Genomic DNA, 20634 nt, shown 5'->3' on the forward strand with positions numbered 1-20634 from the left:
GCTGAAACTGGGATCGGGATCGGCTGCGCCGAATCCCGAATCCCTAATCGCGAATCCCGGCCTTACTCACCAGGTCCCGGTCCGCTTGAACTCTTCGATGCCCTTCTTGAAGGCGCCTTCGATCTCGTCGTTCCAGTCGCCGCTGTCGTTGATCTTCTTGACCAGCTCGCCGGCGGTGTTGGTGAAGTGCGCGTGCAGCGCCTCTTCGAACGCACCGATCTTGGCCACCGGCACGTCGTCCATGTGGCCCTTGTCGACCGCGTAGATCGACAGCGACTGCAGGGCGATCGACATCGGCGCGTACTGCTTCTGCTTCATCAGCTCGGTCACGCGCTGACCGCGCTCGAGCTGCTTGCGGGTGGCTTCGTCGAGGTCGGAAGCGAACTGCGCGAACGCAGCCAGCTCGCGGTACTGGGCCAGGGCGATACGGATGCCGCCGGACAGCTTCTTGACGATCTTGGTCTGGGCCGCGCCGCCGACGCGCGACACCGAGATACCGGCGTTCACGGCCGGGCGGATGCCGGCGTTGAACAGGTCGGTTTCCAGGAAGATCTGGCCGTCGGTGATCGAGATCACGTTGGTCGGCACGAACGCCGAGACGTCGCCGGCCTGGGTTTCGATGATCGGCAGCGCGGTCAGCGAACCGGTCTTGCCCTTCACTTCGCCGTTGGTGAACTTCTCGACGTAGTCGGTCGACACGCGCGCGGCGCGCTCGAGCAGGCGGCTGTGCAGGTAGAACACGTCGCCCGGGTAGGCTTCGCGGCCCGGCGGGCGCTTGAGCAGCAGCGAGATCTGGCGGTAGGCCACGGCCTGCTTGGACAGATCGTCGTACACGATCAGCGCGTCTTCGCCGCGGTCGAGGAAGTACTCGCCCATGGTGCAGCCCGAGTAGGCGCTGATGTACTGCATCGCGGCCGATTCGGACGCGGTCGCGGCGACCACGATGGTGTGGGCGAGCGCGCCGTTCTCTTCGAGCTTGCGCACGACGTTGGCGACCGAGCTAGCCTTCTGGCCGATCGCGACGTACACGCACTTAATGCCGGTGCCCTTCTGGTTGATGATCGCGTCGATCGCCAGGGCGGTCTTGCCGGTCTGGCGGTCGCCGATGATCAGCTCGCGCTGGCCGCGGCCGATCGGGATCATCGCGTCGACGGTCTTGTAACCGGTCTGCACCGGCTGGTCGACCGACTTGCGCCAGATCACGCCCGGGGCCACGCGCTCCACCGGAGCGGTCATGGTCGCGGCGATCGGGCCCTTGCCGTCGATCGGCTCGCCGAGCGCGTTGACGACGCGGCCGAGCAGTTCGCGGCCGACCGGCACTTCCAGGATGCGTGCGGTGGTCTTGGCGATGTCGCCTTCGCGCAGGTGTTCGTAATCGCCCAGCACCACGGCGCCGACCGAGTCGCGCTCCAGGTTCAACGCCAGGGCGAAGGTGTTGTTCGGCAGTTCGATCATTTCGCCCTGCATCACGTCGGCCAGGCCGTGGATGCGCACGATGCCGTCGGACACCGAGGTGACCGTGCCTTCATTGCGCGCTTCGGCGGCCAGCTTGACCTTCTCGATGCGGGTCTTGATCAGTTCGCTGATTTCGGACGGGTTGAGCTGGGTGCTTGCCATTGTCGTTTCCTTGGTCCTGCATCGCGATGGGGCGACGCGCGGGTGCTTTCTTTATTCGGGAATCGGGAGTCGGGAATCGGGAGTCGGAAGAGCGAGCTTCGAACGATTCCCTGTTCCCTGTTCTCTAATCCCGGCGTTAACCGGCCAGCGCCGTCTGCAGGCGCGCGAGCTTGCCCTTGAGCGAGCCATCGATCACCACGTCGCCGGCATCGATCACCGCGCCGCCGATCAGCGACGCGTCGACGGCCGTCTCGACTTCGACCTTGCGGCCGAAGCGCTTCACCAGCGCGGCCGTGATCGATTCGAGTTCGGCCGCGGGCAGATCGCTGGCGGAGGTGACCTTGGCCTTGACCACGCGATCGGCTTCGGCGCGCAGTTCCTCGAACTGACCGGAGATCTCCGGCAGCAGCGCCAGACGGCGGTTGTCGGCCAGCAGCGCGAGAAAGCGCTGGAAGGCTTCGTCCGCGCCGTCGATCGCGACCAGGCCGACGGCGTCGGCCAGGGTCAGCTGCGGATGACCGAGCAGCCCCTGCACCTGCGGATCGCCGGCGACGCGCGCCGCGAAGGCGAGCGCCTGGGACCATTCGGCGGAGCGGCCGGCGTCGTTCGCGGCCGCGAAAGCGGCGCGGGCGTACGGACGTGCGAGGGTAAGGTTCTGGCTCATCGCGTTGGGCTATCCGATCAGATTTCTGCGGCCAGCTCGTCGAGCAGCGCCTTGTGGGCGTTTGCGTCGATTTCGCGCTTGAGCAGCTTTTCGGCGCCGGTCACGGCCAGCGTGGACACCTGCTTACGCAGATCCTCGCGAGCGCGATCGGTGGCCGCGGCGATTTCGGCGTCGGCCAGCGCTTTCAGGCGCGTGCCTTCGACGACGGCGTCGGTCTTGGCCTGGTCGATGATCTGATTGGCGCGCTGATGCGCCTGATCGATGATCTCGTTGGCCTTGGTACGGGCTTCACGCAGCGCCGCGTCGACGCTTTCCTGCGCCTGCGCAAGGTCTTTCTGGCTGCGTTCGGCAGCCGCAAGACCTTCGGCGATTTTCTTCTGGCGCTCTTCGATCGCTGCGTTCAGCGGCGGCCAAATGAACTTCATCGTGAACCATACGAGGATCGCGAAGGAGAGCATCTGACCGAAGAAAGTCATGTTGGGATTCATGACGGGTCCTCGACGTTGCTTACGTTGGGCCGGCTAGCGCCGGCCCGGGTTGCCGAATCGTGCCCCGGTCGGGGCACGGTTCTGCCTGATCAGCCAGCGGCGCCAGCGAGCTTGACGGCTTCGATCAGCGGGTTGGCGAACGCGAAGAACAGAGCGACGGCGAGACCGATGATGAACGCGGCGTCGATCAGGCCGGCGAGCAGGAACATGCGGCCCTGCAGCATCGGGACCAGCTCCGGCTGACGCGCGGCGGATTCGAGGAACTTCGAACCCATGATCGCGATGCCCAGGCAAGCGCCGAGCGCGCCGAGGCCGATGATGATGCCGATCGCGATGGCGGTCAGACCCTGAACGTTGGCGATGAACTCCATGGTGCTTCTCCTGGTAGAGGTAGTGCTAAACGGTGAAGGGAAAACGAATGAGGGGTGGTGCGCGTCGAGCGATGGATCAATGACTTTCGCGGGCGCCTGCGATGTAGACGACCGTGAGGATCATGAAGATGAAGGCCTGCAACAGGATGATCAGGATGTGGAAGATCGCCCAGGCCGCGTTGGCGATGACGCCAGGCACGAACGTGTAGATGCTTCCCATCAGACCGGCGATGAGCATGAACACCAGCTCGCCGCCGTACATGTTGCCGAACAGTCGCATCGCGAGCGAAACCGGCTTGACCAGCCACTCGATGATGTTCATGACCAGGTTGACCGGCACCAGCACGAGCTTCATCGGGCCGTGCGCGTGGAACGGCGCGGTGACCAGCTCCTTGCCGAAGCCGCCGACGCCCTTGGCCGAAACCGCGTGGCCGATCAGGATGAAGAACACCGAGGCCGAGATCGCGAAGGTCGTATTGAGGTCGGCGGTCGGGACGGCGCGGAAATACGTGTGGTGCGCCGCTTCCGGACCGGCGGTGACGTGGACCAGCCAGCCGAACAGATCGAGCGGCAGCAGGTCCATCGTGTTCATGAACACGACCCACATGAAGATGGTCAGCGCCAGCGGGGTCACCGAACGGCGGTCGCCGTGGAAGGTGTCCTTCACCTGGCCGTCGATGAACTCGAGAATGATCTCGACGAAGGCCTGGCCCTTGCTCGGGACGCCCGCGGTGGCCTTGCGTGCCGCCAGACCGAACCACAGGATGAAGAGCAGGCCGAGCACCAAAGCGACGATCCACGAGTCGAAATTGAACTTCGACAACGCTTCACTGCCAAAGACCTCACTGGTGTTGTGGGTCAAATGGTGCTTGATGTATTCGTTCAGGCCGCCCGAACCGGTCTGTTCACTCACGAAAGACACCTTATCGTTTCAAAAGATTGGCCAGTACGAACGCCAGCGTCGCCGCCAACAGCCCCACCAGCATTGGAAGCGGAGGTAGACGCCACCAGGCCATTCCGAGCCCGAGCACCGCCAGTACCACCACCCATTTGAATATGACTCCGGCCAACAACCGACCCACTACCATCCCGGCCGGCTGCACGCCTCCCCCCAATGCCATCCTGGCGGCCACGAGGCTGCCAGCGACCGTCGCGCCGCCGCCGACCGCCGCCGCCAATGCGTGGGACGCACCGAAGGGGTAGAAGGCCAGCGCAGCCAGCGCCATCGCGCCGAATTGCCAGGCAATCGCGCGCGACGCCAACCGGCGACCTGCGGACAAAGGATCGTGCACGCGGGACTCGTCGGTATGGGGTTGGCGCAAAGCGCCCGGTAGAGCCGCAAAAGTATAGAACGCGGGCGCAGTTGCGGCAACCGGCGTCGGTCATGCCCGTGCATGGCGCCCGGCAGTACACGGTCTCTATCGCGGCGAGGTGGGGCTTCATGGCCGCGACTATGGCCCGCACTGCGCAGCCGTTGAATTACCCGGCAGGTAAAGCGCGCGCCGCGGGCGGCCGCATCGATAGCTGGGATCTATCGTATCGAGCATAAAGGTCGATTTGATTTCCGAAGGCAAAGGCGTATTGTTGAGAACAATTCTCATTTAGACCATCCCCATGAGCAAGACCCTCAGCTTTGCCTGCGTGCATTTCTCGGTCGCGTTCCTCGTCGGCTACCTGATGACCGGCAGCGTCTGGGTCGGCGGCGCGCTGGCCCTGGTCGAACCGGCCTGCAATACGGTGGCCTTCCACTTTCACGAGAAGATCTGGAAGCGGATCGAACGCCGCCGCGCCGCGGCCTCGCCGGGCGCACTGGCGACTTGATCGAAATCTTTGACGAAGTTCGGAACCTTTCGCGCAAGCACCGGTCAGTATCTGTGAACGCCCGCCGCCTCTCTCTCCTCGTCAATGGCAAAGCAGCGGCGGGCTCCCCCGAAGCCCCGGCATGACCCGCCGGGGCTTCGCCTTTTTTGCGGCAGCGATCACCGTTTGCGGCATTGCGACTTTGCCGCAACGGTCGACCCGGCTTTTTTTCACCGTCACTCCACTTATTGCGCGGCATTCATGTACGCGCCAGTACATCAAACCGTACTGCGCTTCCCCCGCAACGGAGTGATCCTGTGAACCCGAAACTTTTGCCACTGACGCTCGCGTTGGCCGCGACGAGCGCTCTGTTCGCGCGATCCGCGCATGCCGAAGACGATCGCTTCACCGTACGCTTGGGCGCCATGTCGGTCGAAGGCAGCGGCGAACTCAGTGCCGGCACCACCTACCGCGGCGAACCCTACCGATTCAGCCAGGACTTCGATTTCGGCAGCCGCGAAACCGTGCCGCGCATCGAGGGCGTGTTCCGCTTCAGCGAACGCAACCGCCTGCTGTTCAATTATTTCGGCTACGACAAGAGCAAGCGCGCCACCCTCAGCGAAGCGATTTCCTACGACGACACGACCATCCCGGCTGGCAGTTTCGCCGAGGCCAAGGCCAAGTTCGAACTGGCCAGCGTGATGTACGACTACGCCGTGGTCGAGACCGAGACGGTGAGCTGGGGCCTGCAGATCGGCGTGGAATACGCCAAGCTCGAAGGCAAGCTGCGCGCCGAGGCCGGCGCCGACAACTACCGCACCAGTTCCAGCGAAGACGGCTATGCGCCGGTGGTCGGCACGCGCCTGACCCTGTCGCCGAACGATAAGTGGCGTTTCGTCCTCCAAGGCCAGTACCTCGACGCCGACTGGGGCGATTTCGGCGATTACGAAGGCGACGTCAGCCGCGCCAACGCCCTGGTCGAGTACCGATTCACCCCGGCGATCGGTGCCTTTGTCGGCTACGACTGGTTCAAGATCGACGCCCGACGCGCAGGCAACGATGGCGTGCTCGGCCTGGACCAGCGCTTCAAGGGACCGATGGCGGGCGTGACGCTGTCGTTCTGAGGAAGCGTTAGACCCGGTGCGTGCGGTGCATTCGCGCCGCACGCAGCGATCTGGAACGCTGTGATGCGACATGGGCAGGAGCGGCGCAAGCCGCGACAACGCACCCCCATGATCGTTGCGCCGGTCGCCGCCGGTTCGCGGTCGCGGCTTGCGCCGCTCCTACCCTGCGATCGCCAGTCCGCAACGCAGATCGGAAGCCGGCCAGCGCCCCGCGGACGCCGGCCGTCGAGAGCGGATCAGCCCTTCTTCTTCGGGATATACAGATCGGTGATGGTGCCGTCAAACACCTCGGCGGCCATGCCGACCGATTCGCTCAGGGTCGGGTGCGGGTGGATGGTGTGGCCGATGTCGGCGACTTCACAGCCCATCTCGATCGCCAGGCCGATCTCGGCGATCAGGTCGCCGGCGTGCACACCGACGATGCCGCCGCCGACGATGCGGTGGGTGGCTTCGTCGAAGATCAGCTTGGTGAAGCCCTCGGTGCGGCCGATGCCGATCGCGCGGCCGCTGGCGGCCCACGGGAACTTGCCGATGCCGACCTTGAGACCCTTGGCCTTGGCTTCGCTCTCGGTGACGCCGACCCAGGCGATTTCCGGATCGGTATAGGCCACCGACGGAATCACCCGCGCCACCCACTCTTTCTTCTCGCCGGCGGCCACTTCGGCGGCGAGCTTGCCTTCGTGGGTGGCCTTGTGGGCGAGCATCGGGTTACCGACCAGATCGCCGATGGCGAAGATGTGCGGCACGTTGGTGCGCATCTGCCGGTCGGCCGGGATGAAGCCGCGTTCGGTGACGCTGACGCCGGCTTTGTCGGCACCGATCTTGCCGCCGTTAGGCGCGCGGCCCACCGCGACCAACACGCGGTCGTAGACGGTCGCCTCGAGCGCGGCGGCCTTGCCGGCCTCAGCGCTTTCGAAGGAGACCTTGATGCCTTCCTTCAACGCCTCGGTGGCCGCGGCCTTGGTCTTCAGATACACCGCCACGCCCTGCTTCTTCAGGCGGTCGGCGAGCGGCTTGACCAGATCGGGATCGGCGCCCGGCATCAACTGGTCCATGAACTCGACCACGGTGACTTCGCTGCCCAAGGCGCGGTACACCGTGGCCATTTCCAGGCCGATGATGCCGCCGCCGACGACCAGCAGTTTCCGCGGAATCTCGGCCAGTTCCAGCGCGTCGGTGGAGTCCATCACGCGCTTGTCGTCCCACGGGAAATTGCCGAGCTTCACCGCCTGCGAACCGGCGGCGATGATGCACTGCTCGAAGCGGATCAATTGGGTGCCGCCCTCGCCCGCCACTTCCAGTTCGTTGGGCGAGACGAAGCTGCCGGTACCGGAGACCACGCGCACTTTGCGCTGCTTGGCCATGCCGGCCAGGCCCTTGGTCAGCTGGCCGACCACTTTTTCCTTGTATTTGCGCAACGCATCCAGGTCGATGCTCGGCTTGCCGAAGCTGACGCCGTAGTCGCTGGCGTGCTCGGCCTCGTCGATGACCGCGGCCGCATGCAGCAACGCCTTGGACGGAATACAGCCGACATTGAGACAAACGCCGCCGAGGCTCGCATAACGCTCGACCAGCACGGTGTCGAGGCCGAGGTCGGCGGCGCGGAACGCGGCGGTGTAGCCGCCGGGGCCGGAGCCGAGCACGAGCATGCGGCATTCGACATCGGCCTTGCGGCCGCTTGCCGCGGCGGCGCTCGGTGCGGGTGCGCTGCTGGCCGCTGCCGGCGGAGCCACCGCAGCGGCGGTGGGCTTCGACGCTTCGGCCGGCGCCGGCGCGCTCTTTTCCGCAGCCGGCTTCGGCGCCTCGCCTGCGCCTTCCGCTTCGAGGATCGCGATCACCGCGCCCTCCGAAACCTTGTCGCCGATCTTGACGCTGATCGACTTGACCACACCGTCGGCCGACGAAGGCACTTCCATCGTCGCCTTGTCCGATTCCAGCGTGACCAGGCCCTGGTCTTTCTTCACCGTATCGCCGACGGCGACCAGCAATTCGATCACCGGCACGTCGTCGTAGCCGCCGATGTCGGGAACCTTCACTTCGATGTTGTTGGCCATGACGCTGCGTCCTTTGTTCTATCTCGGGCCGACGGCGCATTCAAAGCGTCCGTCGTGGGGGCGGCCATCGCAGCGCGACGGCCTGGCATGGGGCGGCGCGTACGCCGGATCAGCTCGCCGGCGTCGATGCGGCTTCGGCCAGCCGCTTGTCGAGTTCGTCCAGCGATTCTTCCAGCGCGCGCCAGCGGCGTTCGCGCTTGGACTCGCTCTCGTTCGCCGCTTCGGTCATCAGGCCGACCTGTTCCATGATCGATTCGCCCGGCCCGCAATCGGGGCGCACGCCGCTGATGCGCAGGCCGTCGACGACGAAGATCAACTGGTCCTGCTCGTGGAACTCGGCGGCCTTGCCTTCCGGCGCCAGCGTGGACAGCGCGCGCTTCCAGCTCGCGACCAGGCGCTGGGCCAGGACGGCCGGCATCGGCGCCTCTTCGTTCTCGACTTCCTGGTCCACCCGCAGTTCCAGCGCCGAGCTGCGGCGCGAGGAGCTCCAGGCCGCGACACGCTCGCTGGCGGTGGCGTGGCGCAGGGTCCAATCGCTCTCGCCCGGAATCAGCATCAGGCCGCTCTCGACGCCGCGCGCCGGCAGGTAGGTCAGGCGCAGGCCCGGCTCGGCCTTGGCCGCGAGCAGTTGCTCGACCGCCGAACCGTGGTTTTCGGTGGCCGGCGGCCAACCGCGGCCCAGGGACACCTGGCAGCCATCGGCGGCGTGAGCCAACGGAGCGGCCAGCAGCAAGGCGATCAGGCCGATGCGGCCAAGACGGCGTGGAGCGGAGACGTTCGGTATGCGGCTCATTACGGCGGGCAATCCTATGGAGAACAGCGGGCGTCGGGGCGTGGAGCTTGCGAGCTGGGCGCGTTCGCAACGAGGCGCCCCGGTCGTGGACCGGAGCGCATCGCGGCGGCATCGCCGGCATCGGGCGAAATCGGCATGGCGGCCTGCCACGGTAGCCTGCTCCGCGTCGCCGCCGATGACGGCAGCGGCGCGATGCGCACTACGGAACCGAAGCGGGGAGCCATCGCCGACGCGTGCCGCGCTTACAACAGCACGCGGCGCAGATCGGCCAGCAACTGCGCCAGGTAGGCGGTGAAGCGCGCCGCGGCGGCGCCGTCGATGACGCGGTGGTCGTAGGACAGCGACAGCGGCAGGATCAGGCGCGGCACGAACTGCTTGCCGTCCCACACCGGCTTGGTCGCCGACTTGGACACGCCGAGGATGGCGACTTCCGGTGCGTTGACGATCGGGGTGAACGAGGTGCCGCCGATGCCGCCGAGCGAGCTGATCGAGAAGCAGCCCCCGCTCATGTCGGCCGGGCCGAGCTTGCCGTCGCGCGCCTTGGCGGCGAGTTCGCCGGTTTCCTTGGCGATCTGCAGCACCCCCTTCTTGTCGCAGTCGCGCACCACCGGAACCACCAGGCCGTTCGGCGTGTCGGCGGCGAAACCGATGTGGAAATACTTCTTGAGGGTCAGGTTTTCGCCGGAGGCATCGAGCGAGGCGTTGAAGTCGGGGTATTTCTTCAGCGCGGCGACGCTGGCCTTCATCAGGAAGGCGAGCATGGTCAGCTTCATGCCCGACTTCTCGTTTTCCTTGTTGAGCGCGACGCGCAGCGCTTCGAGCTCGGTGATGTCGGCATCGTCGTGCTGGGTGACGTGCGGGATCATCGCCCAGTTGCGCGCAAGGTTGGCGCCGGAGAGCTTCTTGATGCGCGACAGCGCGACCGTCTCGGTCTCGCCGAACTTGCTGAAATCGACCTTCGGCCACGGCAGCAGGTTGAGGCCGCCGCCGTTCGAGGCCGGCGCGCCGCCGGTCGCGGCGACCGCGCCGCCGCCCTGCATGACGCCCTTGACGAAGGACTGCACGTCTTCCTTGCTGATGCGGCCAGCGCGTGCGCTGCCGCTGACCCGGCCCAGGTCGACGCCGAGCTCGCGTGCGAACAGACGCACCGCCGGGCTCGCATACGGCACCTTGTCGGGCATGAGTTCGTCGGCGGTGAACGCCACCGGCGGAGTGCGCGGCGGCATCGCTTCGGGGTCGGTGCCGGCGGTGGCGCCGGGCATCGCGGTGGCGGTGGCGGTGGGTGCGGCCGGGGCTTCGGGCTTGGCTGCGGGGGCTTCGGCCTTGGGCGGAGCTGCGGCCGCGGCGGGAGCTGCGGGCGCGGTGGGTTTGGCGGGTTCTTGGGACTGCGTCGGCGCTGTTTTCGCTGCCTCTTCGGTTGGCTCTATCAGCGCGACGACGCTGCCTTCGGCCAGTTGGTCGCCGATCTTGACCTTGAGCTCGCGCACCACGCCGGCGAACGGCGCCGGCACTTCCATCGTGGCCTTGTCCGATTCCAGCGTCACCAGTCCCTGGTCCTGGGTGACCGTGTCGCCGACCGCGACCAGCAGTTCGATGACGGGTACGCCGTCGTAGTCGCCGATGTCGGGGACGCGTGCTTCCTTCAGCTCAGCCATTTCGTGGGGCTCCGCAATGCGCGAAAACCCTATTGTGGCGGTTGCAGGCGGTCACGCCAACCGCGTTGCCGGCCAATACCCACTAAAGGCCTAAGCGGCACCGGAACGCACACCGGCGGCGCCAGCGTACGCCCCAGTACTGCCGTGCGCCGGTCACGGCTTGGCGGATTGGCCCGACTTGCCCGGCGTCGACTCGACCTGCAGCAGGTCAAGCGGTTGGCCCTGGTAGCGATACTCCAGTGCGTTCTCCAGTACGTCGAGCGCGCGCATCTGCCGGCACAGGCCTTCAGCGCGGCGTCCGAGCGCATCGGCGCGCGGCTGCACCGCGGCTTCGATCTTGGCATCCAGGTCGTCGAGCTTCTGCAGGCGGCCGACATCGCCGCTGAAGGCGGCGGTGACCGCGCCGCCGACGACCTCGCCGATCACCGTCGGCAAGGTGTCGCCGAGCGCATCGCCGATGCCGTCGCCGAGCGCCTTGCCGCTGAAGTGGGTCGGGGTGATCACTCGGCTCAGGCGGGCGTCGAGCTGCTGACGCGCCTTCTCGACATGGGCGCGGGTGCGCTCGGGATGGTTGCCGAGCGCCGCGGCGACCTCGCCGAGCGCGGTGAAGGCGATGCCCGCCGCCTCCCGGCCGATCAGCTGCGCCTCGGGCATGGCCGCGCGGGTGCCACGCTCGAACTCGGCCAGGCGGCGCGCATCGGCAGCGTCGAGCGCGACCCAGCGGTCGTCGACGAACAAGCGCCCCTGGCGCATCACGATGGCCTTCGGTTCGCCCTTCTCGCGGGTCAGGATCAGGCTACGCTCGTTGAGGCTCAGGAAATAACCGCTGTCGATTTCGCAGCTGGCGTCGACATGGATGTTGGAGGCGAAGCTCGAGCCGCAGACCAGCGTCAGTGCGGCCAGGGCGGTCAGTCGGAACGTGTGGGACGGGCGCATCGTCGGATCCTCGACGGTGAAGTGCGTTCAGGATGCCGCAGCGCCGCCGCGCCGGCCCGTGCCGATGGGCGGCGTGACCTTCGTCATGGCCGTTGGCCTTGCCGGCTGTGGCGGTTGCATCGGCACTCGAATCGGCGGCCGGACTCCTGGGCCGGTTTGCGTGAGCAGCGCAGTCGTCGACCGGTACCGCCCGGCCCGCGCAATCGCGCGAACGCCGGTGTTAATTCCGTTGCGATCATGGAACGCAGCGGTTCGCTCATCGCCTATCCAGCAAGACTGATCCCGTCCGGCGAAGCAACGGCTTTGCGTAATCGGAGCGTTCGACCGCGACGCGAGCACCCGCAAACCTCATCGCTCGCCATCGTTCATCGAACAGGTCCCGCACCCGAAACCCTTGCGGTGCGTGCGATCGGCGATGAATTTCCTTCGCATGCACAACGATCGCAGCCGATGAATTTCGCGCGCCTGCATGATGAGATGAACACAGGTTCATGCAAGTCGCGCTCGGTTCATTTTGTTCATTTTTCCCTTGAAAACATGCCTCTAACACGATGCGCGCGTGAAAGTTCCTTCACTCCCGTTCGCGCGGCAAGTTCGGTTCATGCGTGCATGGCTACCTTGTGCCCCGCCTCCCCCAAGGCATCGACACAACACAACAACAGGAGATATCTCCATGATGCGCTTTCGTCATTTGACCCTTGCCCTGATGGGCGCCATGGCCTTTGCCCCGGCCGCCTTCGCTCAGGATTCCACCACCACCGACACCGCGAGCGGCAAGCGCTTCGCCGTCGTCGGCGGTTACGCGCTCAGCCAGCCGACCAAGAACCCGCTGATCGGCGGCGTACGCACCGATCTCGACGGTGAAGGCGCGGCCACGCTCAGCGCCAGCTACTACATCAACGACAACATCGCCATCGAGGCGTGGGGCGCAGCCGACAAGTTCGGTCACCGCGTCAACGCCGGCGGCGGCAAGATCGGCAGCGTCGATTCGCAGCCGATCGCGCTGAGCGGCCAGTACCACTTCCGCACCGCCGACAGCGTCGTGCGTCCGTTCCTGGGCCTGGGCTACTACGAGGCCAACTACAGCAACGAGACCCCGATCGCCGGCCAGCGTCTGGGCGTGGAGACCGCCAAGGGCGCGATGGCGACCGCCGGCGTCGACCTCAACATCAACCCGACCTGGTTCGCCCGCGCCGACGTGCGCTACATGCAGGGCAAGTCGGACGTGAAGCTCAACGGCCTCAACGTCGGCGAAGCCGAGCTGAACCCGGTGACCCTCGGTATCGGCGTCGGCGCGCGCTTCTGATCGCCTGATCGCCTCGTTACGCAACACCCAACGGGCTCCTTCGGGAGCCCGTTGTCGTTTCGATCGCCGTCGCGCAGTGCCTTGTCGTCGCCAACGCTCAGGCGAACGCGCGCGGATCGGCCACGCGGATCAGATAGAACGCGGCCCCGCGGGGATCGCTCAGGCGCGCGATGCGGTCGGCGCCGGCGTCGAACGGCGCCAGCAGGACGCGGCCGCCGAGCGCCACCGCGCGCGCGGCGCAGGCATCGACATCGTGCACCTGCAGATAGATCGACCAATGCGGCGCCATGTCGCCCCATTCCGGCCCCATCTGCATCAGGCCGCCGAGCCTGCGCCGATCGTCGGAGAACACCCGGTAGCCGCTCGCCGCGGCCGGCTGCGCCTGCATCCGCCAACCGAACAAGCGCCGGTAATAGGCTTCCGCGCGGTCGAGGTCGCGCGTCGCCAGTTCGGCCCAGCACACGGCATTGTCGACGCCGAGGCGGTCGACGCCGGGATGGGCGCGCTGCTGGGCCAGCAGGAAGGCGACGCCTTCGGGATCGCTGCACACCGCCATGCGCACGTGCTCCATGAGCTCGAACGGCGCGGCGATCAAACGCCCGCCCAGCGCGACGGCGCGCTTGGCGACGGCGTCGCAGTCGGCAGCGCGGAAATACACGCCCCAATGCGGCACGCTGCTGCCGTCCGGCCCCGGCCAGGCGCCGGGCACCAGGCTGTAGGCGCCGGCGACGTCGTGGCCCTCGAGCTTGAAGATCGTGTACGGACTGCTGTCCGGCATCGGGGTGCGTTCGGTGGTCCAACCGAACAAAGCACAATAGAACGCCTCGGCCGCGACCTGGTCGTCGGTCGCCAACTCGAACCAACACGGCGCTCCCGGCGCGTGGACGAGCGAGGTCATCGTGGCTCTCCCCCTGACTACCCCTCGACACTACGCCGTGGCGAAGAAATCGTCATGGCGCGCTGCGGCGAAAGCGCTGCCTTGGGTGAGACAGCAGGAGTTTCGGTGAGCCTCGACCAGTACTGCACCGCGCTCAGGGATGCTCGGCCTCGACGTGGACGCGTTCGCGGCGCAGCAAATACAGCCCGCTGGCGACGATGATGGCCGCGCCGACCCAGGTCGTCGAATCGGGCAAGACGCCCCACAAGCTGAGGTCGAGCAATACGCCCCAGATCAAGGCCGTGTACTCCAGCGGCGCGATCAGCGAGGCCTCGCCGAGGCGGAAGGCTTCGGTGACCGCGTATTGCCCGATCGAACCGGCGACGCCGAGGCCGACGATCAGCCACAGGTCTTCGCCGCGGATCGGCGCCCATGTCGGCAAGGCCAGCGCGCCGGCGCCGAGGGTCAACATCACCATCAGCCAGACCATCATCGCCTGGGTGCTGTCGGTGCGCGACAGCAGGCGCACGGTGATCGCGCTGACCGCATAACCGAGCGCCGCGGCCAACACCGCCAGCGCGGCCAGGCTCAGCATGCCCTCGCCGCTCGGGCGCAACAGCACCAGCACCCCGATGAGGCCGATGCCGATCGCGACCCAGCGCCGCGGCCCGACCCGTTCGCCGAGAATCGGCCCGGACAGCGCGGTGATCAGCAAGGGCGCGATGAAGAAGATCGAATACGTCGTCGACAGCGGCAGCCGATGCACGCCGTAGACGAAGGTCGCCATCATGCCGATGCCGAGCACGCCGCGCAGCAGGTGCAGCGACCAACGCACGCGCAGCAAGGGCTTCAGCCCGCCGCTGGCCAGCGCCCAGGTCAGCACGAACGGCAGCGAGGAGGCACCGCGCAGCGCGGCGACCTGGAAGGGTGGGTAATGCGCCGACAGCAGCTTCAACAGCGCGTCCATGATCGAGAACATCACCACCGCGACCAACATGGTCGCCATCGCGCGACGGCGATGCGGATGCGCCGCGGTCATGACGAGTGCGGGCCGACGCAAGCGGCGCGCCGGGCGTAGGGCATGAAGCGGTGGCGTGACGAGAAGGACATGTCGGCCGATCGAAGCGGGACCGTCTATCTTGCCCGGCGCGCCTGCGCGCGTCATCCGGCCGAAGGCGGACGCGATGGAGACCGGGACGATGCCGACCGGGCCGGCATCGACGGAGCCGGCATCGACAGAGCCAACGTCGACAAAGCAGGATCAGCCGCGTCGGCGCAGCCGGCGCCCGAGCCCCAGGCTATAAGCCTGGTAGTAGCCGAGCAGCAGGCCGCCGACCGCGAGCAGGCTGCCTTGCCGCGGCAACCAACTGGCGTGGTCGCTCCAGCCGTGCGCGGCCTGCCACAGGCCGAACACGATCCGCGCCGCGACCACCAGGGTCAGACCCAGGATCAGCCAGCGGTTCGGCGTGTAGTACAGGCCCTGGGCCTCGTACTCGAAGCGGGTCAGGCAGACGCCGAGGACGCCGAGCAGCAGCCCGGCGCCCCAACCGAGCGCGGCATACAACGGCGCATCGACGATCCAGTAGCCGACCAGCCAGGCGCTGACGAAGAAGATCAGCAGCGACAGCAGCGACAGGGCCGCTGCCAGGCGCACCGCCCACGGCAGGGCCCGGCGCCGGGCCTTGCCGTAGCGATAGCGCTGGATCAACCCGAGCGGCAACAGCACCGCCCACAGCATCAAAAGGACGAGCAAGGCCAGCGGAATGAGCAGCAACAAGGGCATGGCCGCAGCTTACCGGTAGCCCCTGCCGACGTCGCGCGAAGGCGCCCGCACGGGACTGTCAGCGGCGGTCGGGGCGGTCCATGGGGCCTTGCGTTTCGTGTTTAGCGAAGGCCTTGGCGCTTGCCGCTTTGGGCCCTTGCCTTTGCTCGTCATCCCCGAAGGCGGGGGTGAGCGGACGTGCTTGCGAGCCACCGGCTCGCACGTCCGTGAACGCCGGGGCGCTCTGCGCCCTGGCCGGGCCGCAGAGACTTCAGCGCTCTGCTCGGACGAGCCCTGGACCCCCGCCTTCGCGGGGCTGACGGAGCCGAGGACAACGGCTGCGGCCGGGACGATGAAGCAGGGCCACGGCCGCGGTTCGGCGCCGAAGCCCCGGACTCGCCTCAGGCCGCCTTGCCCAGGCTGGCGATGTCGATGACGAAGCGGTAGCGCACATCGCCCTTGATCATCCGCTCGTAGGCCTCGTTGATCTGGGCGATGTCGATCAGCTCGATGTCCGAGGCCACCCCGTGTTCGGCGCAGAAATCCAGCATTTCCTGGGTTTCGCGGATGCCGCCGATCAGCGAGCCGCCGAGCTTGCGCCGCTGCATGATCAGCGCGCCCGCGGCCACCGTCGAGGGGGTTTCCGGAATGCCCAGCAGGACCATGGTGCCGTCGAACTTCAACAGGCCCAGATAGGCGTTGTAGTCGTGATCGCCGGACACCGAATCGATGATGAAATCGAACGAACGCGACAGGCTCTTGAAGGTGCCCTTGTCGCGGGTGGCGGCGAAGGCGTGCGCACCCAGGGCCAGCGCCGCCTCGCGCTTGGACTCGGAGGTGCTCAGCACGGTCACCCGCGCGCCCATCGCCACCGCGATCTTGACCGCCATGTGGCCCAGGCCGCCGAGGCCGACCACCGCGACTTCGTCGCCGGCCTTGACCCCGTAATGCTTCAACGGCGAATAAGTGGTGATGCCGGCGCACAGCAGCGGCGCGGCGCGGTCGAGCGGAATCGACGCGGGAATGCGCAGCACGTAATCCTGGTCGACGGTGATGCGGGTCGAATAGCCGCCGTAGGTCGGCGCGCCGGTGCCGCGCTCGCGCGAGTTGTAGGTGCCGGTCATGCCCTGGTCGCAGTACTGCTCCTCGCCGGCCCGGCACTGCGGACATTCGCGGCAGGAGTCGACGAAACAGCCGACGCCGACCGCGTCGCCGACCTGGAAGCTCTTGACGTTGGCGCCGAGCCGGGCCACCCGGCCGACGATCTCGTGGCCCGGCACCATCGGGAAGGCCGATCCGCCCCACTCGTCGCGGGCCTGATGGATGTCGGAATGGCAGACGCCGCAATACAGGATGTCGATCAGGACCTCGTTCGGGCCCGGCTCGCGGCGCTCGATCGAGAACGGGGCCAGCGGCGTGCGCGCGTCGACGGCGGCGTAGGCGGCGGTTTTGTGCATGAGGTCGGATCCTGGAGACGTGTGGACGCAGTGTATCGGCGCCCCGGCGAGCGGGGCGCCGGCTCGCCGCAACAGTGCATATCGCCCCCGCGCTTGCGTTACCCTTTGCCGGTTCTCCCCCCAGCGAGTGTGCCATGCCTTCTTTCGATGTCGTTTCCGAAGTCGACACCCACGAACTCACCAACGCGGTCGACCAGGCCAACCGCGAACTCGGCACCCGTTTCGATTTCAAGGGCGTCGATGCCGAGTTCGTCCTCGACGACAAGAGCATCACCCAGTCGGCGCCGAGCGAGTTCCAGCTCGAGCAGATGACCCAGATCCTGCGTGCGCGCCTGGTCGCCCGCAACATCGACGCCCGTTGCCTGGAATTCGGCGACGTCGAGACCAACCTGGCCCGTGCGCGCCAGAAGATCACCGTCCAGCAGGGCATCGAGCAGAAGCTGGCGAAGAAGATCGCCGCGACCATCAAGGACGCCAAGCTCAAGGTCGAGACCCAGATCAACGGCGACAAGCTGCGCGTCACCGGCAAGAAGCGCGACGACCTGCAGGCGGTGATGGCCTTGCTGAAGGGCGGCGAGTTCGAGCGCCCGCTGCAGTTCGACAACTTCCGCGATTGAGATGAGCGCGATGGCCCCGTCCGGCGACGACCCGATCGCGGCGACCCGGCGCTGGCTGGAGCGCGCCGTGATCGGCCTGAACCTGTGCCCCTTCGCCAAGGCGGTACTGGCGAAAGGCCAGGTGCGTTTCGTCCTCAGCGAGGCCACGACCACCGAAGCGCTACTGGAAGAACTGGCCTCGGAGCTGGTGCTGCTGGAGCAGAGCGACCCGGAGCGGATCGACACCACCGTGCTGATCCATCCGCACGTCTTGAACGAGTTCCTGGACTTCAACGATTTCCTGGAACTCGCCGACGGTGCGGTCGCGGCGCTCGACCTGGAAGGCGAGATCCAGGTCGCCAGCTTCCATCCGGACTATCAGTTCGCCGACACCGCCTACGACGACGTCGGCAACTGCACCAACCGCTCGCCCTACCCGACCCTGCACCTGCTGCGCGAAGCCAGCGTCGAACGCGCGGTCGCGGCCTTTCCCGATCCGGACGTGATCGTCGAGCGTAATCTGGCGACCCTGGAAAAGCTCGGCCTGGAGGGCTGGCGCAAGCTGATGGCGGGTTGATTCGCCAACGCTCGCTGGATGGCGAGGTGATTACCCCGCCCGATCCGCCCAGGCTTAGCCGGCAATCGCCGCCCGCGCGTCCAGCGCCGTATTCAGCAGGGCGCGCGCCTGCACCAGTGAATCGGCGATGCGGTGCCCCAGCCCACGCAATTCCGCGCGCGGCGGGACCAGGTCGGGCACCTGGATCGGCGTCGCGCCGGCGGCGAGCGCGGCGCGCACCCCGGGCTCGGAATCTTCCAGCACCAGGCAACGGCGCGGATCCACGCCGAGCCGCTGCGCGGCCAATAGATAGATGTCCGGTGCCGGCTTCGGATGCGCTACGTCGCTGCCGGTCACGATCACCGCGAAACGCCCGATCAAGCCGCTCGAGGTCAGCTTCGCCACCGCGCGTTCGCGGCGGGTCGAGGTGGCGATGGCCTTCGGGATGGCGTGCGCATCGAGCAGGTCCAGCAATTCGACCAAACCGTGCTTGAGCGGCAGACCGGCGACGACGCGCGCATCGTAGAGACGGTCGCCGGCATCGCGCAGACGCAGCGCGGCATCGGCGCCGAGGCGCTCGGCCAGCAGCGCATGGCTGGCGCGATCGTGCATGCCGACCATGCTCAGCCACAGGGCATCGTCGGCCTCGATCGACGCTTCCACTGCCGCGGCGCGCCAGGTCTCGAGCATCGCGCGCTCGCTGTCCAGCATCAGGCCGTCCATGTCGAACAACACCGCGTCGGGGACGAAATCGATCGGCGGCAAGCCGGACTCAGCCACGGAACAAGGTCTCGATATCGGCGGCGTCGAGCATGCGCCATTGCCCGCTCGGCAGGTCGCCGAGCGACAAGCCGCCGATGCGGCTGCGATGCAGGGCTTCGACGTGATTGCCGACCGCGGCGAACATGCGCCGCACCTGGTGATAGCGGCCTTCGGTCAGGGTCAGCCGGGCCTGGCGCGGCGCCACCGCCTCGAGCACGGCCGGGGCCAACGCTGTCTGTTCCGACTCCAGCATCAGCTCGCCGCTGGCGAACACCGCGGCCTCGTCGCCGCGCAGATCGGACGCGAGCGCGGCCTCGTAGACCTTGGCCAGTTGCGCCTTCGGCGAGACGATCCGGTGCAGCAGGCCGCCGTCGTCGGTGAATAGCAGCAAGCCGCTGGTGTCGCGGTCGAGCCGGCCGACCGAGGACAGCAACGGCGAACGCGCGCGAAAACGCGGCGGCAGCAAGTCGTAGACGATGCGCCCCGGGTCTTTGGTCGAGCAGGTGTAACCGACCGGCTTGTGCAGCAGCAAAGTCAGGCCGGCCGGCGGGTCCAGCGGTTCGCCGTCGAGGCGGATCGCCTCGTGCGCGACCTTGTCGTCGGCGTACAACACCTCGCCCTGCGCATCGGTGATGCGGCCGGAGCGGAACATCGCGGTGACGTCCTTGCGGCTGCCGTAGCCCAGGTTGGCGATCAGCTTGACCAGTTTCATGCGCGCGCCTTGCCCGGAGCCTTCGAGTGTTTGATCGCTTCGACGACCTTGAAGCCGCCGCGCTGGGCGACGATGCGGACTTGGCCGAAGCGTTCGTCGAGCACCGATTCGTACGGCAGGTGGCGGTTCGCCACCAGCCACAGGCGGCCGCCGGGATTCAGCGCTTCGGCGGCGACGGCGATGAAGCGCCGGCCCAGGTCGGGGCGTTCGTCGCGGCCCTGGCCGTGGAACGGCGGGTTGCTGACGATGACGTCGTAGCCGCGGTCCAGACCGGCGGTGACGTCGTGCCAGCGGAACTCGAGCTCGGCCGTCGTCGCCACGCGCGACAGATTGGTCCGCGCCAGCTCCAGCGCGCGCGCCTGCGCTTCGTAAAGGTCGACGGCGACGATGCCGGGGCAGCGCGCCAGCAATTCCGCCGAGAGATAGCCGTAGCCGGCGCCGAGATCGGCCGCGCGCCCGCGCAGGTCGCTCGGCAGATGCGCGGCGAGCAGGGCCGATGCGGCGTCGATGCGGTCCCAGGCGAACACCCCGGGCCGGCTGACGAAGCGGCCGCCGAGGATTTCGCGCGGCGCATCGAACGCGGCCCAGGCCGCGGCCTGGGCCGGATCGGCCGCGCCGTCGAGCGGCGCGGTCCAGAACGCGCGGCATTTGCGCTTGGACAGGCTGCCGACCGGGCCGGCGATGCGCCCCAGGTCGGTCTCGCCGGAACGCGCGCCTTCGTCGTTGCGCATGCAGGCGAGCACGCGCCCGCCGGGCGCGGTGCGCGCGATCGCCTGGGCGAACAGTGCGCGCGCCTCGTCGCGCTGGCGTGGCGGCAGCACCAGCACCAGCGGAAAGCGCCGGGCCGGGTCGAGCGTGTCCAGCTCGACCGTGTCCAGGCCGGCGCGGTGCAGGGCGTCGACCTCGGGCTTGAAGCCCTGCTCGCAGACCAGGCCGGGGCGCGGCTGCTGACGCAGGCCGACGCCGTCGCGCGCATGCAGGAACAGCGCGCCGCCCTGGTCGGGCCAGCGCAGCGCGCCGTCGGCGAGCGGCTGGAAGAGGGTGTCGAGCGCGTCGTCGGAGCGGTCAACGCGCATACGGGGAAGTCTGAATGGCGGTCATCGC

General features: G+C 67.5%; 22 protein-coding genes. 5 read left to right on the top strand and 17 right to left on the bottom strand.

Translation table 11 applies throughout. The annotated features are described in order from the left end of the window. Positions 1–66: 66 nt before the first annotated feature. From atpA to GLA29479_RS10280, 6 genes are all read right to left on the bottom strand, one after another. Complete coding sequence (atpA, locus tag GLA29479_RS10255) at positions 67–1617, bottom strand: F0F1 ATP synthase subunit alpha (RefSeq protein WP_057919211.1); 1551 nt, start codon at positions 1615–1617, stop codon at positions 67–69. A 136-nt stretch (positions 1618–1753) separates the two neighbouring features. Continuing rightward, positions 1754–2281, bottom strand: coding sequence for a F0F1 ATP synthase subunit delta (locus GLA29479_RS10260; protein ID WP_031371120.1), 528 nt, complete (start codon positions 2279–2281; stop codon positions 1754–1756). A 17-nt stretch (positions 2282–2298) separates the two neighbouring features. Further along, a complete protein-coding gene (locus GLA29479_RS10265) occupies positions 2299–2769 on the bottom strand; it encodes a F0F1 ATP synthase subunit B (RefSeq protein ID WP_057919212.1) in 471 nt (156 codons plus the stop codon). Between the two features lie 89 nt (positions 2770–2858). Then, a complete protein-coding gene (gene atpE / locus GLA29479_RS10270) occupies positions 2859–3140 on the bottom strand; it encodes a F0F1 ATP synthase subunit C (RefSeq protein WP_031371118.1) in 282 nt (93 codons plus the stop codon). Positions 3141–3216: 76 nt separating this feature from the next. After that, positions 3217–4053 carry a F0F1 ATP synthase subunit A gene (gene atpB, locus GLA29479_RS10275; protein WP_057920209.1) on the bottom strand — a complete coding sequence of 279 codons (837 nt, stop codon included), beginning with the start codon at positions 4051–4053 and terminating at the stop codon, positions 3217–3219. 10 nt (positions 4054–4063) lie between these two features. Next, a complete protein-coding gene (locus GLA29479_RS10280; RefSeq protein WP_031371116.1) occupies positions 4064–4432 on the bottom strand; it encodes a hypothetical protein in 369 nt (122 codons plus the stop codon). A 322-nt stretch (positions 4433–4754) separates the two neighbouring features. Here GLA29479_RS10280 and GLA29479_RS10285 point away from each other — a divergent pair, with 322 nt between their 5' ends. Together GLA29479_RS10285 and GLA29479_RS10290 are read left to right on the top strand one after the other, a co-directional pair. Further along, positions 4755–4961 (top strand): DUF2061 domain-containing protein, encoded by a 207-nt coding sequence (locus tag GLA29479_RS10285; protein ID WP_031371115.1) that lies wholly within the window; start codon positions 4755–4757, stop codon positions 4959–4961. Between the two features lie 296 nt (positions 4962–5257). Then, a complete protein-coding gene (locus tag GLA29479_RS10290) occupies positions 5258–6064 on the top strand; it encodes a hypothetical protein (protein ID WP_057919214.1) in 807 nt (268 codons plus the stop codon). Between the two features lie 236 nt (positions 6065–6300). Here GLA29479_RS10290 and lpdA read toward each other — a convergent pair whose 3' ends face one another. The 4 genes from lpdA to GLA29479_RS10310 form a co-directional block, all read right to left on the bottom strand. Continuing rightward, positions 6301–8118, bottom strand: coding sequence for a dihydrolipoyl dehydrogenase (gene lpdA / locus GLA29479_RS10295; protein WP_057971512.1), 1818 nt, complete (start codon positions 8116–8118; stop codon positions 6301–6303). A gap of 109 nt (positions 8119–8227) precedes the next feature. Further along, complete coding sequence (locus GLA29479_RS10300) at positions 8228–8911, bottom strand: hypothetical protein (RefSeq protein ID WP_144436446.1); 684 nt, start codon at positions 8909–8911, stop codon at positions 8228–8230. A gap of 242 nt (positions 8912–9153) precedes the next feature. Beyond that, the gene (locus tag GLA29479_RS10305; protein ID WP_082638506.1) at positions 9154–10566 is read right to left on the bottom strand and encodes a dihydrolipoyllysine-residue acetyltransferase; all 1413 of its coding nucleotides are present in this window, start codon (positions 10564–10566) and stop codon (positions 9154–9156) included. 153 nt (positions 10567–10719) lie between these two features. Continuing rightward, positions 10720–11502 (bottom strand): DUF2884 family protein, encoded by a 783-nt coding sequence (locus GLA29479_RS10310; RefSeq protein ID WP_057971513.1) that lies wholly within the window; start codon positions 11500–11502, stop codon positions 10720–10722. A 673-nt stretch (positions 11503–12175) separates the two neighbouring features. On the opposite strand from GLA29479_RS10310, the gene GLA29479_RS10315 reads away from it, so the two are divergent. Further along, positions 12176–12808, top strand: a complete 633-nt coding sequence (locus GLA29479_RS10315; RefSeq protein WP_057919216.1) for an OmpW/AlkL family protein — start codon at positions 12176–12178, stop codon at positions 12806–12808. A gap of 97 nt (positions 12809–12905) precedes the next feature. Here the strand turns inward: GLA29479_RS10315 and GLA29479_RS10320 are convergent, their stop codons facing one another. From GLA29479_RS10320 to GLA29479_RS10335, 4 genes are all read right to left on the bottom strand, one after another. Next, a complete protein-coding gene (locus tag GLA29479_RS10320; protein WP_057919217.1) occupies positions 12906–13706 on the bottom strand; it encodes a VOC family protein in 801 nt (266 codons plus the stop codon). 133 nt (positions 13707–13839) lie between these two features. Then, the gene (locus tag GLA29479_RS10325) at positions 13840–14724 is read right to left on the bottom strand and encodes a DMT family transporter (RefSeq protein WP_237051835.1); all 885 of its coding nucleotides are present in this window, start codon (positions 14722–14724) and stop codon (positions 13840–13842) included. A gap of 222 nt (positions 14725–14946) precedes the next feature. Then, entirely contained in the window at positions 14947–15468 is a 522-nt protein-coding gene (locus GLA29479_RS10330; protein WP_057919218.1) for a hypothetical protein, read from the bottom strand. A 380-nt stretch (positions 15469–15848) separates the two neighbouring features. Continuing rightward, positions 15849–16904, bottom strand: a complete 1056-nt coding sequence (locus GLA29479_RS10335) for an NAD(P)-dependent alcohol dehydrogenase (protein ID WP_057971515.1) — start codon at positions 16902–16904, stop codon at positions 15849–15851. Positions 16905–17038: 134 nt separating this feature from the next. Here GLA29479_RS10335 and GLA29479_RS10340 point away from each other — a divergent pair, with 134 nt between their 5' ends. Then, positions 17039–17521 (top strand): YajQ family cyclic di-GMP-binding protein, encoded by a 483-nt coding sequence (locus GLA29479_RS10340; protein WP_057971516.1) that lies wholly within the window; start codon positions 17039–17041, stop codon positions 17519–17521. Between the two features lies 1 nt (position 17522). Continuing rightward, entirely contained in the window at positions 17523–18077 is a 555-nt protein-coding gene (locus GLA29479_RS10345; RefSeq protein ID WP_057971517.1) for a DUF1415 domain-containing protein, read from the top strand. A gap of 54 nt (positions 18078–18131) precedes the next feature. On the opposite strand, the gene GLA29479_RS10350 is transcribed toward GLA29479_RS10345, so the two are convergent. The 3 genes from GLA29479_RS10350 to GLA29479_RS10360 are packed head-to-tail and all read right to left on the bottom strand — an operon-like array spanning position 18132 to position 20606. Beyond that, positions 18132–18836 carry an HAD family hydrolase gene (locus tag GLA29479_RS10350; RefSeq protein WP_282955882.1) on the bottom strand — a complete coding sequence of 235 codons (705 nt, stop codon included), beginning with the start codon at positions 18834–18836 and terminating at the stop codon, positions 18132–18134. Next, entirely contained in the window at positions 18829–19530 is a 702-nt protein-coding gene (locus tag GLA29479_RS10355; protein WP_057971518.1) for a pseudouridine synthase, read from the bottom strand. The genes GLA29479_RS10350 and GLA29479_RS10355 overlap by 8 nt, the downstream gene beginning before the upstream one ends. Beyond that, positions 19527–20606 (bottom strand): class I SAM-dependent methyltransferase, encoded by a 1080-nt coding sequence (locus GLA29479_RS10360; RefSeq protein ID WP_057919224.1) that lies wholly within the window; start codon positions 20604–20606, stop codon positions 19527–19529. Before GLA29479_RS10360 ends, GLA29479_RS10355 begins: the two co-directional genes overlap by 4 nt. Positions 20607–20634 lie beyond the last annotated feature (28 nt).

The sequence above is a fragment of the Lysobacter antibioticus genome, from assembly GCF_001442535.1.
Lineage (GTDB): Bacteria > Pseudomonadota > Gammaproteobacteria > Xanthomonadales > Xanthomonadaceae > Lysobacter > Lysobacter antibioticus.

Excerpts from the sequence above, each read along its gene's own strand:
- atpA (WP_057919211.1), bottom strand. The coding sequence starts at position 1,617 with ATGGCAAGCACCCAGCTCAACCCGTCCGAAATCAGCGAACTGATCAAG.
- GLA29479_RS10325 (WP_237051835.1), bottom strand. The coding sequence starts at position 14,724 with ATGACCGCGGCGCATCCGCATCGCCGTCGCGCGATGGCGACCATGTTG.
- GLA29479_RS10315 (WP_057919216.1), top strand. The coding sequence starts at position 12,176 with ATGATGCGCTTTCGTCATTTGACCCTTGCCCTGATGGGCGCCATGGCC.
- GLA29479_RS10355 (WP_057971518.1), bottom strand. The coding sequence starts at position 19,530 with ATGAAACTGGTCAAGCTGATCGCCAACCTGGGCTACGGCAGCCGCAAG.
- GLA29479_RS10310 (WP_057971513.1), bottom strand. The coding sequence starts at position 11,502 with ATGCGCCCGTCCCACACGTTCCGACTGACCGCCCTGGCCGCACTGACG.
- GLA29479_RS10345 (WP_057971517.1), top strand. The coding sequence starts at position 17,523 with ATGAGCGCGATGGCCCCGTCCGGCGACGACCCGATCGCGGCGACCCGG.
- GLA29479_RS10260 (WP_031371120.1), bottom strand. The coding sequence starts at position 2,281 with ATGAGCCAGAACCTTACCCTCGCACGTCCGTACGCCCGCGCCGCTTTC.
- GLA29479_RS10285 (WP_031371115.1), top strand. The coding sequence starts at position 4,755 with ATGAGCAAGACCCTCAGCTTTGCCTGCGTGCATTTCTCGGTCGCGTTC.
- GLA29479_RS10305 (WP_082638506.1), bottom strand. The coding sequence starts at position 10,566 with ATGGCTGAGCTGAAGGAAGCACGCGTCCCCGACATCGGCGACTACGAC.
- GLA29479_RS10320 (WP_057919217.1), bottom strand. The coding sequence starts at position 13,706 with ATGACCTCGCTCGTCCACGCGCCGGGAGCGCCGTGTTGGTTCGAGTTG.
- GLA29479_RS10335 (WP_057971515.1), bottom strand. The coding sequence starts at position 16,904 with ATGCACAAAACCGCCGCCTACGCCGCCGTCGACGCGCGCACGCCGCTG.
- GLA29479_RS10265 (WP_057919212.1), bottom strand. The coding sequence starts at position 2,769 with ATGAATCCCAACATGACTTTCTTCGGTCAGATGCTCTCCTTCGCGATC.
- GLA29479_RS10300 (WP_144436446.1), bottom strand. The coding sequence starts at position 8,911 with ATGAGCCGCATACCGAACGTCTCCGCTCCACGCCGTCTTGGCCGCATC.
- GLA29479_RS10340 (WP_057971516.1), top strand. The coding sequence starts at position 17,039 with ATGCCTTCTTTCGATGTCGTTTCCGAAGTCGACACCCACGAACTCACC.
- GLA29479_RS10360 (WP_057919224.1), bottom strand. The coding sequence starts at position 20,606 with ATGCGCGTTGACCGCTCCGACGACGCGCTCGACACCCTCTTCCAGCCG.
- lpdA (WP_057971512.1), bottom strand. The coding sequence starts at position 8,118 with ATGGCCAACAACATCGAAGTGAAGGTTCCCGACATCGGCGGCTACGAC.
- atpE (WP_031371118.1), bottom strand. The coding sequence starts at position 3,140 with ATGGAGTTCATCGCCAACGTTCAGGGTCTGACCGCCATCGCGATCGGC.
- GLA29479_RS10330 (WP_057919218.1), bottom strand. The coding sequence starts at position 15,468 with ATGCCCTTGTTGCTGCTCATTCCGCTGGCCTTGCTCGTCCTTTTGATG.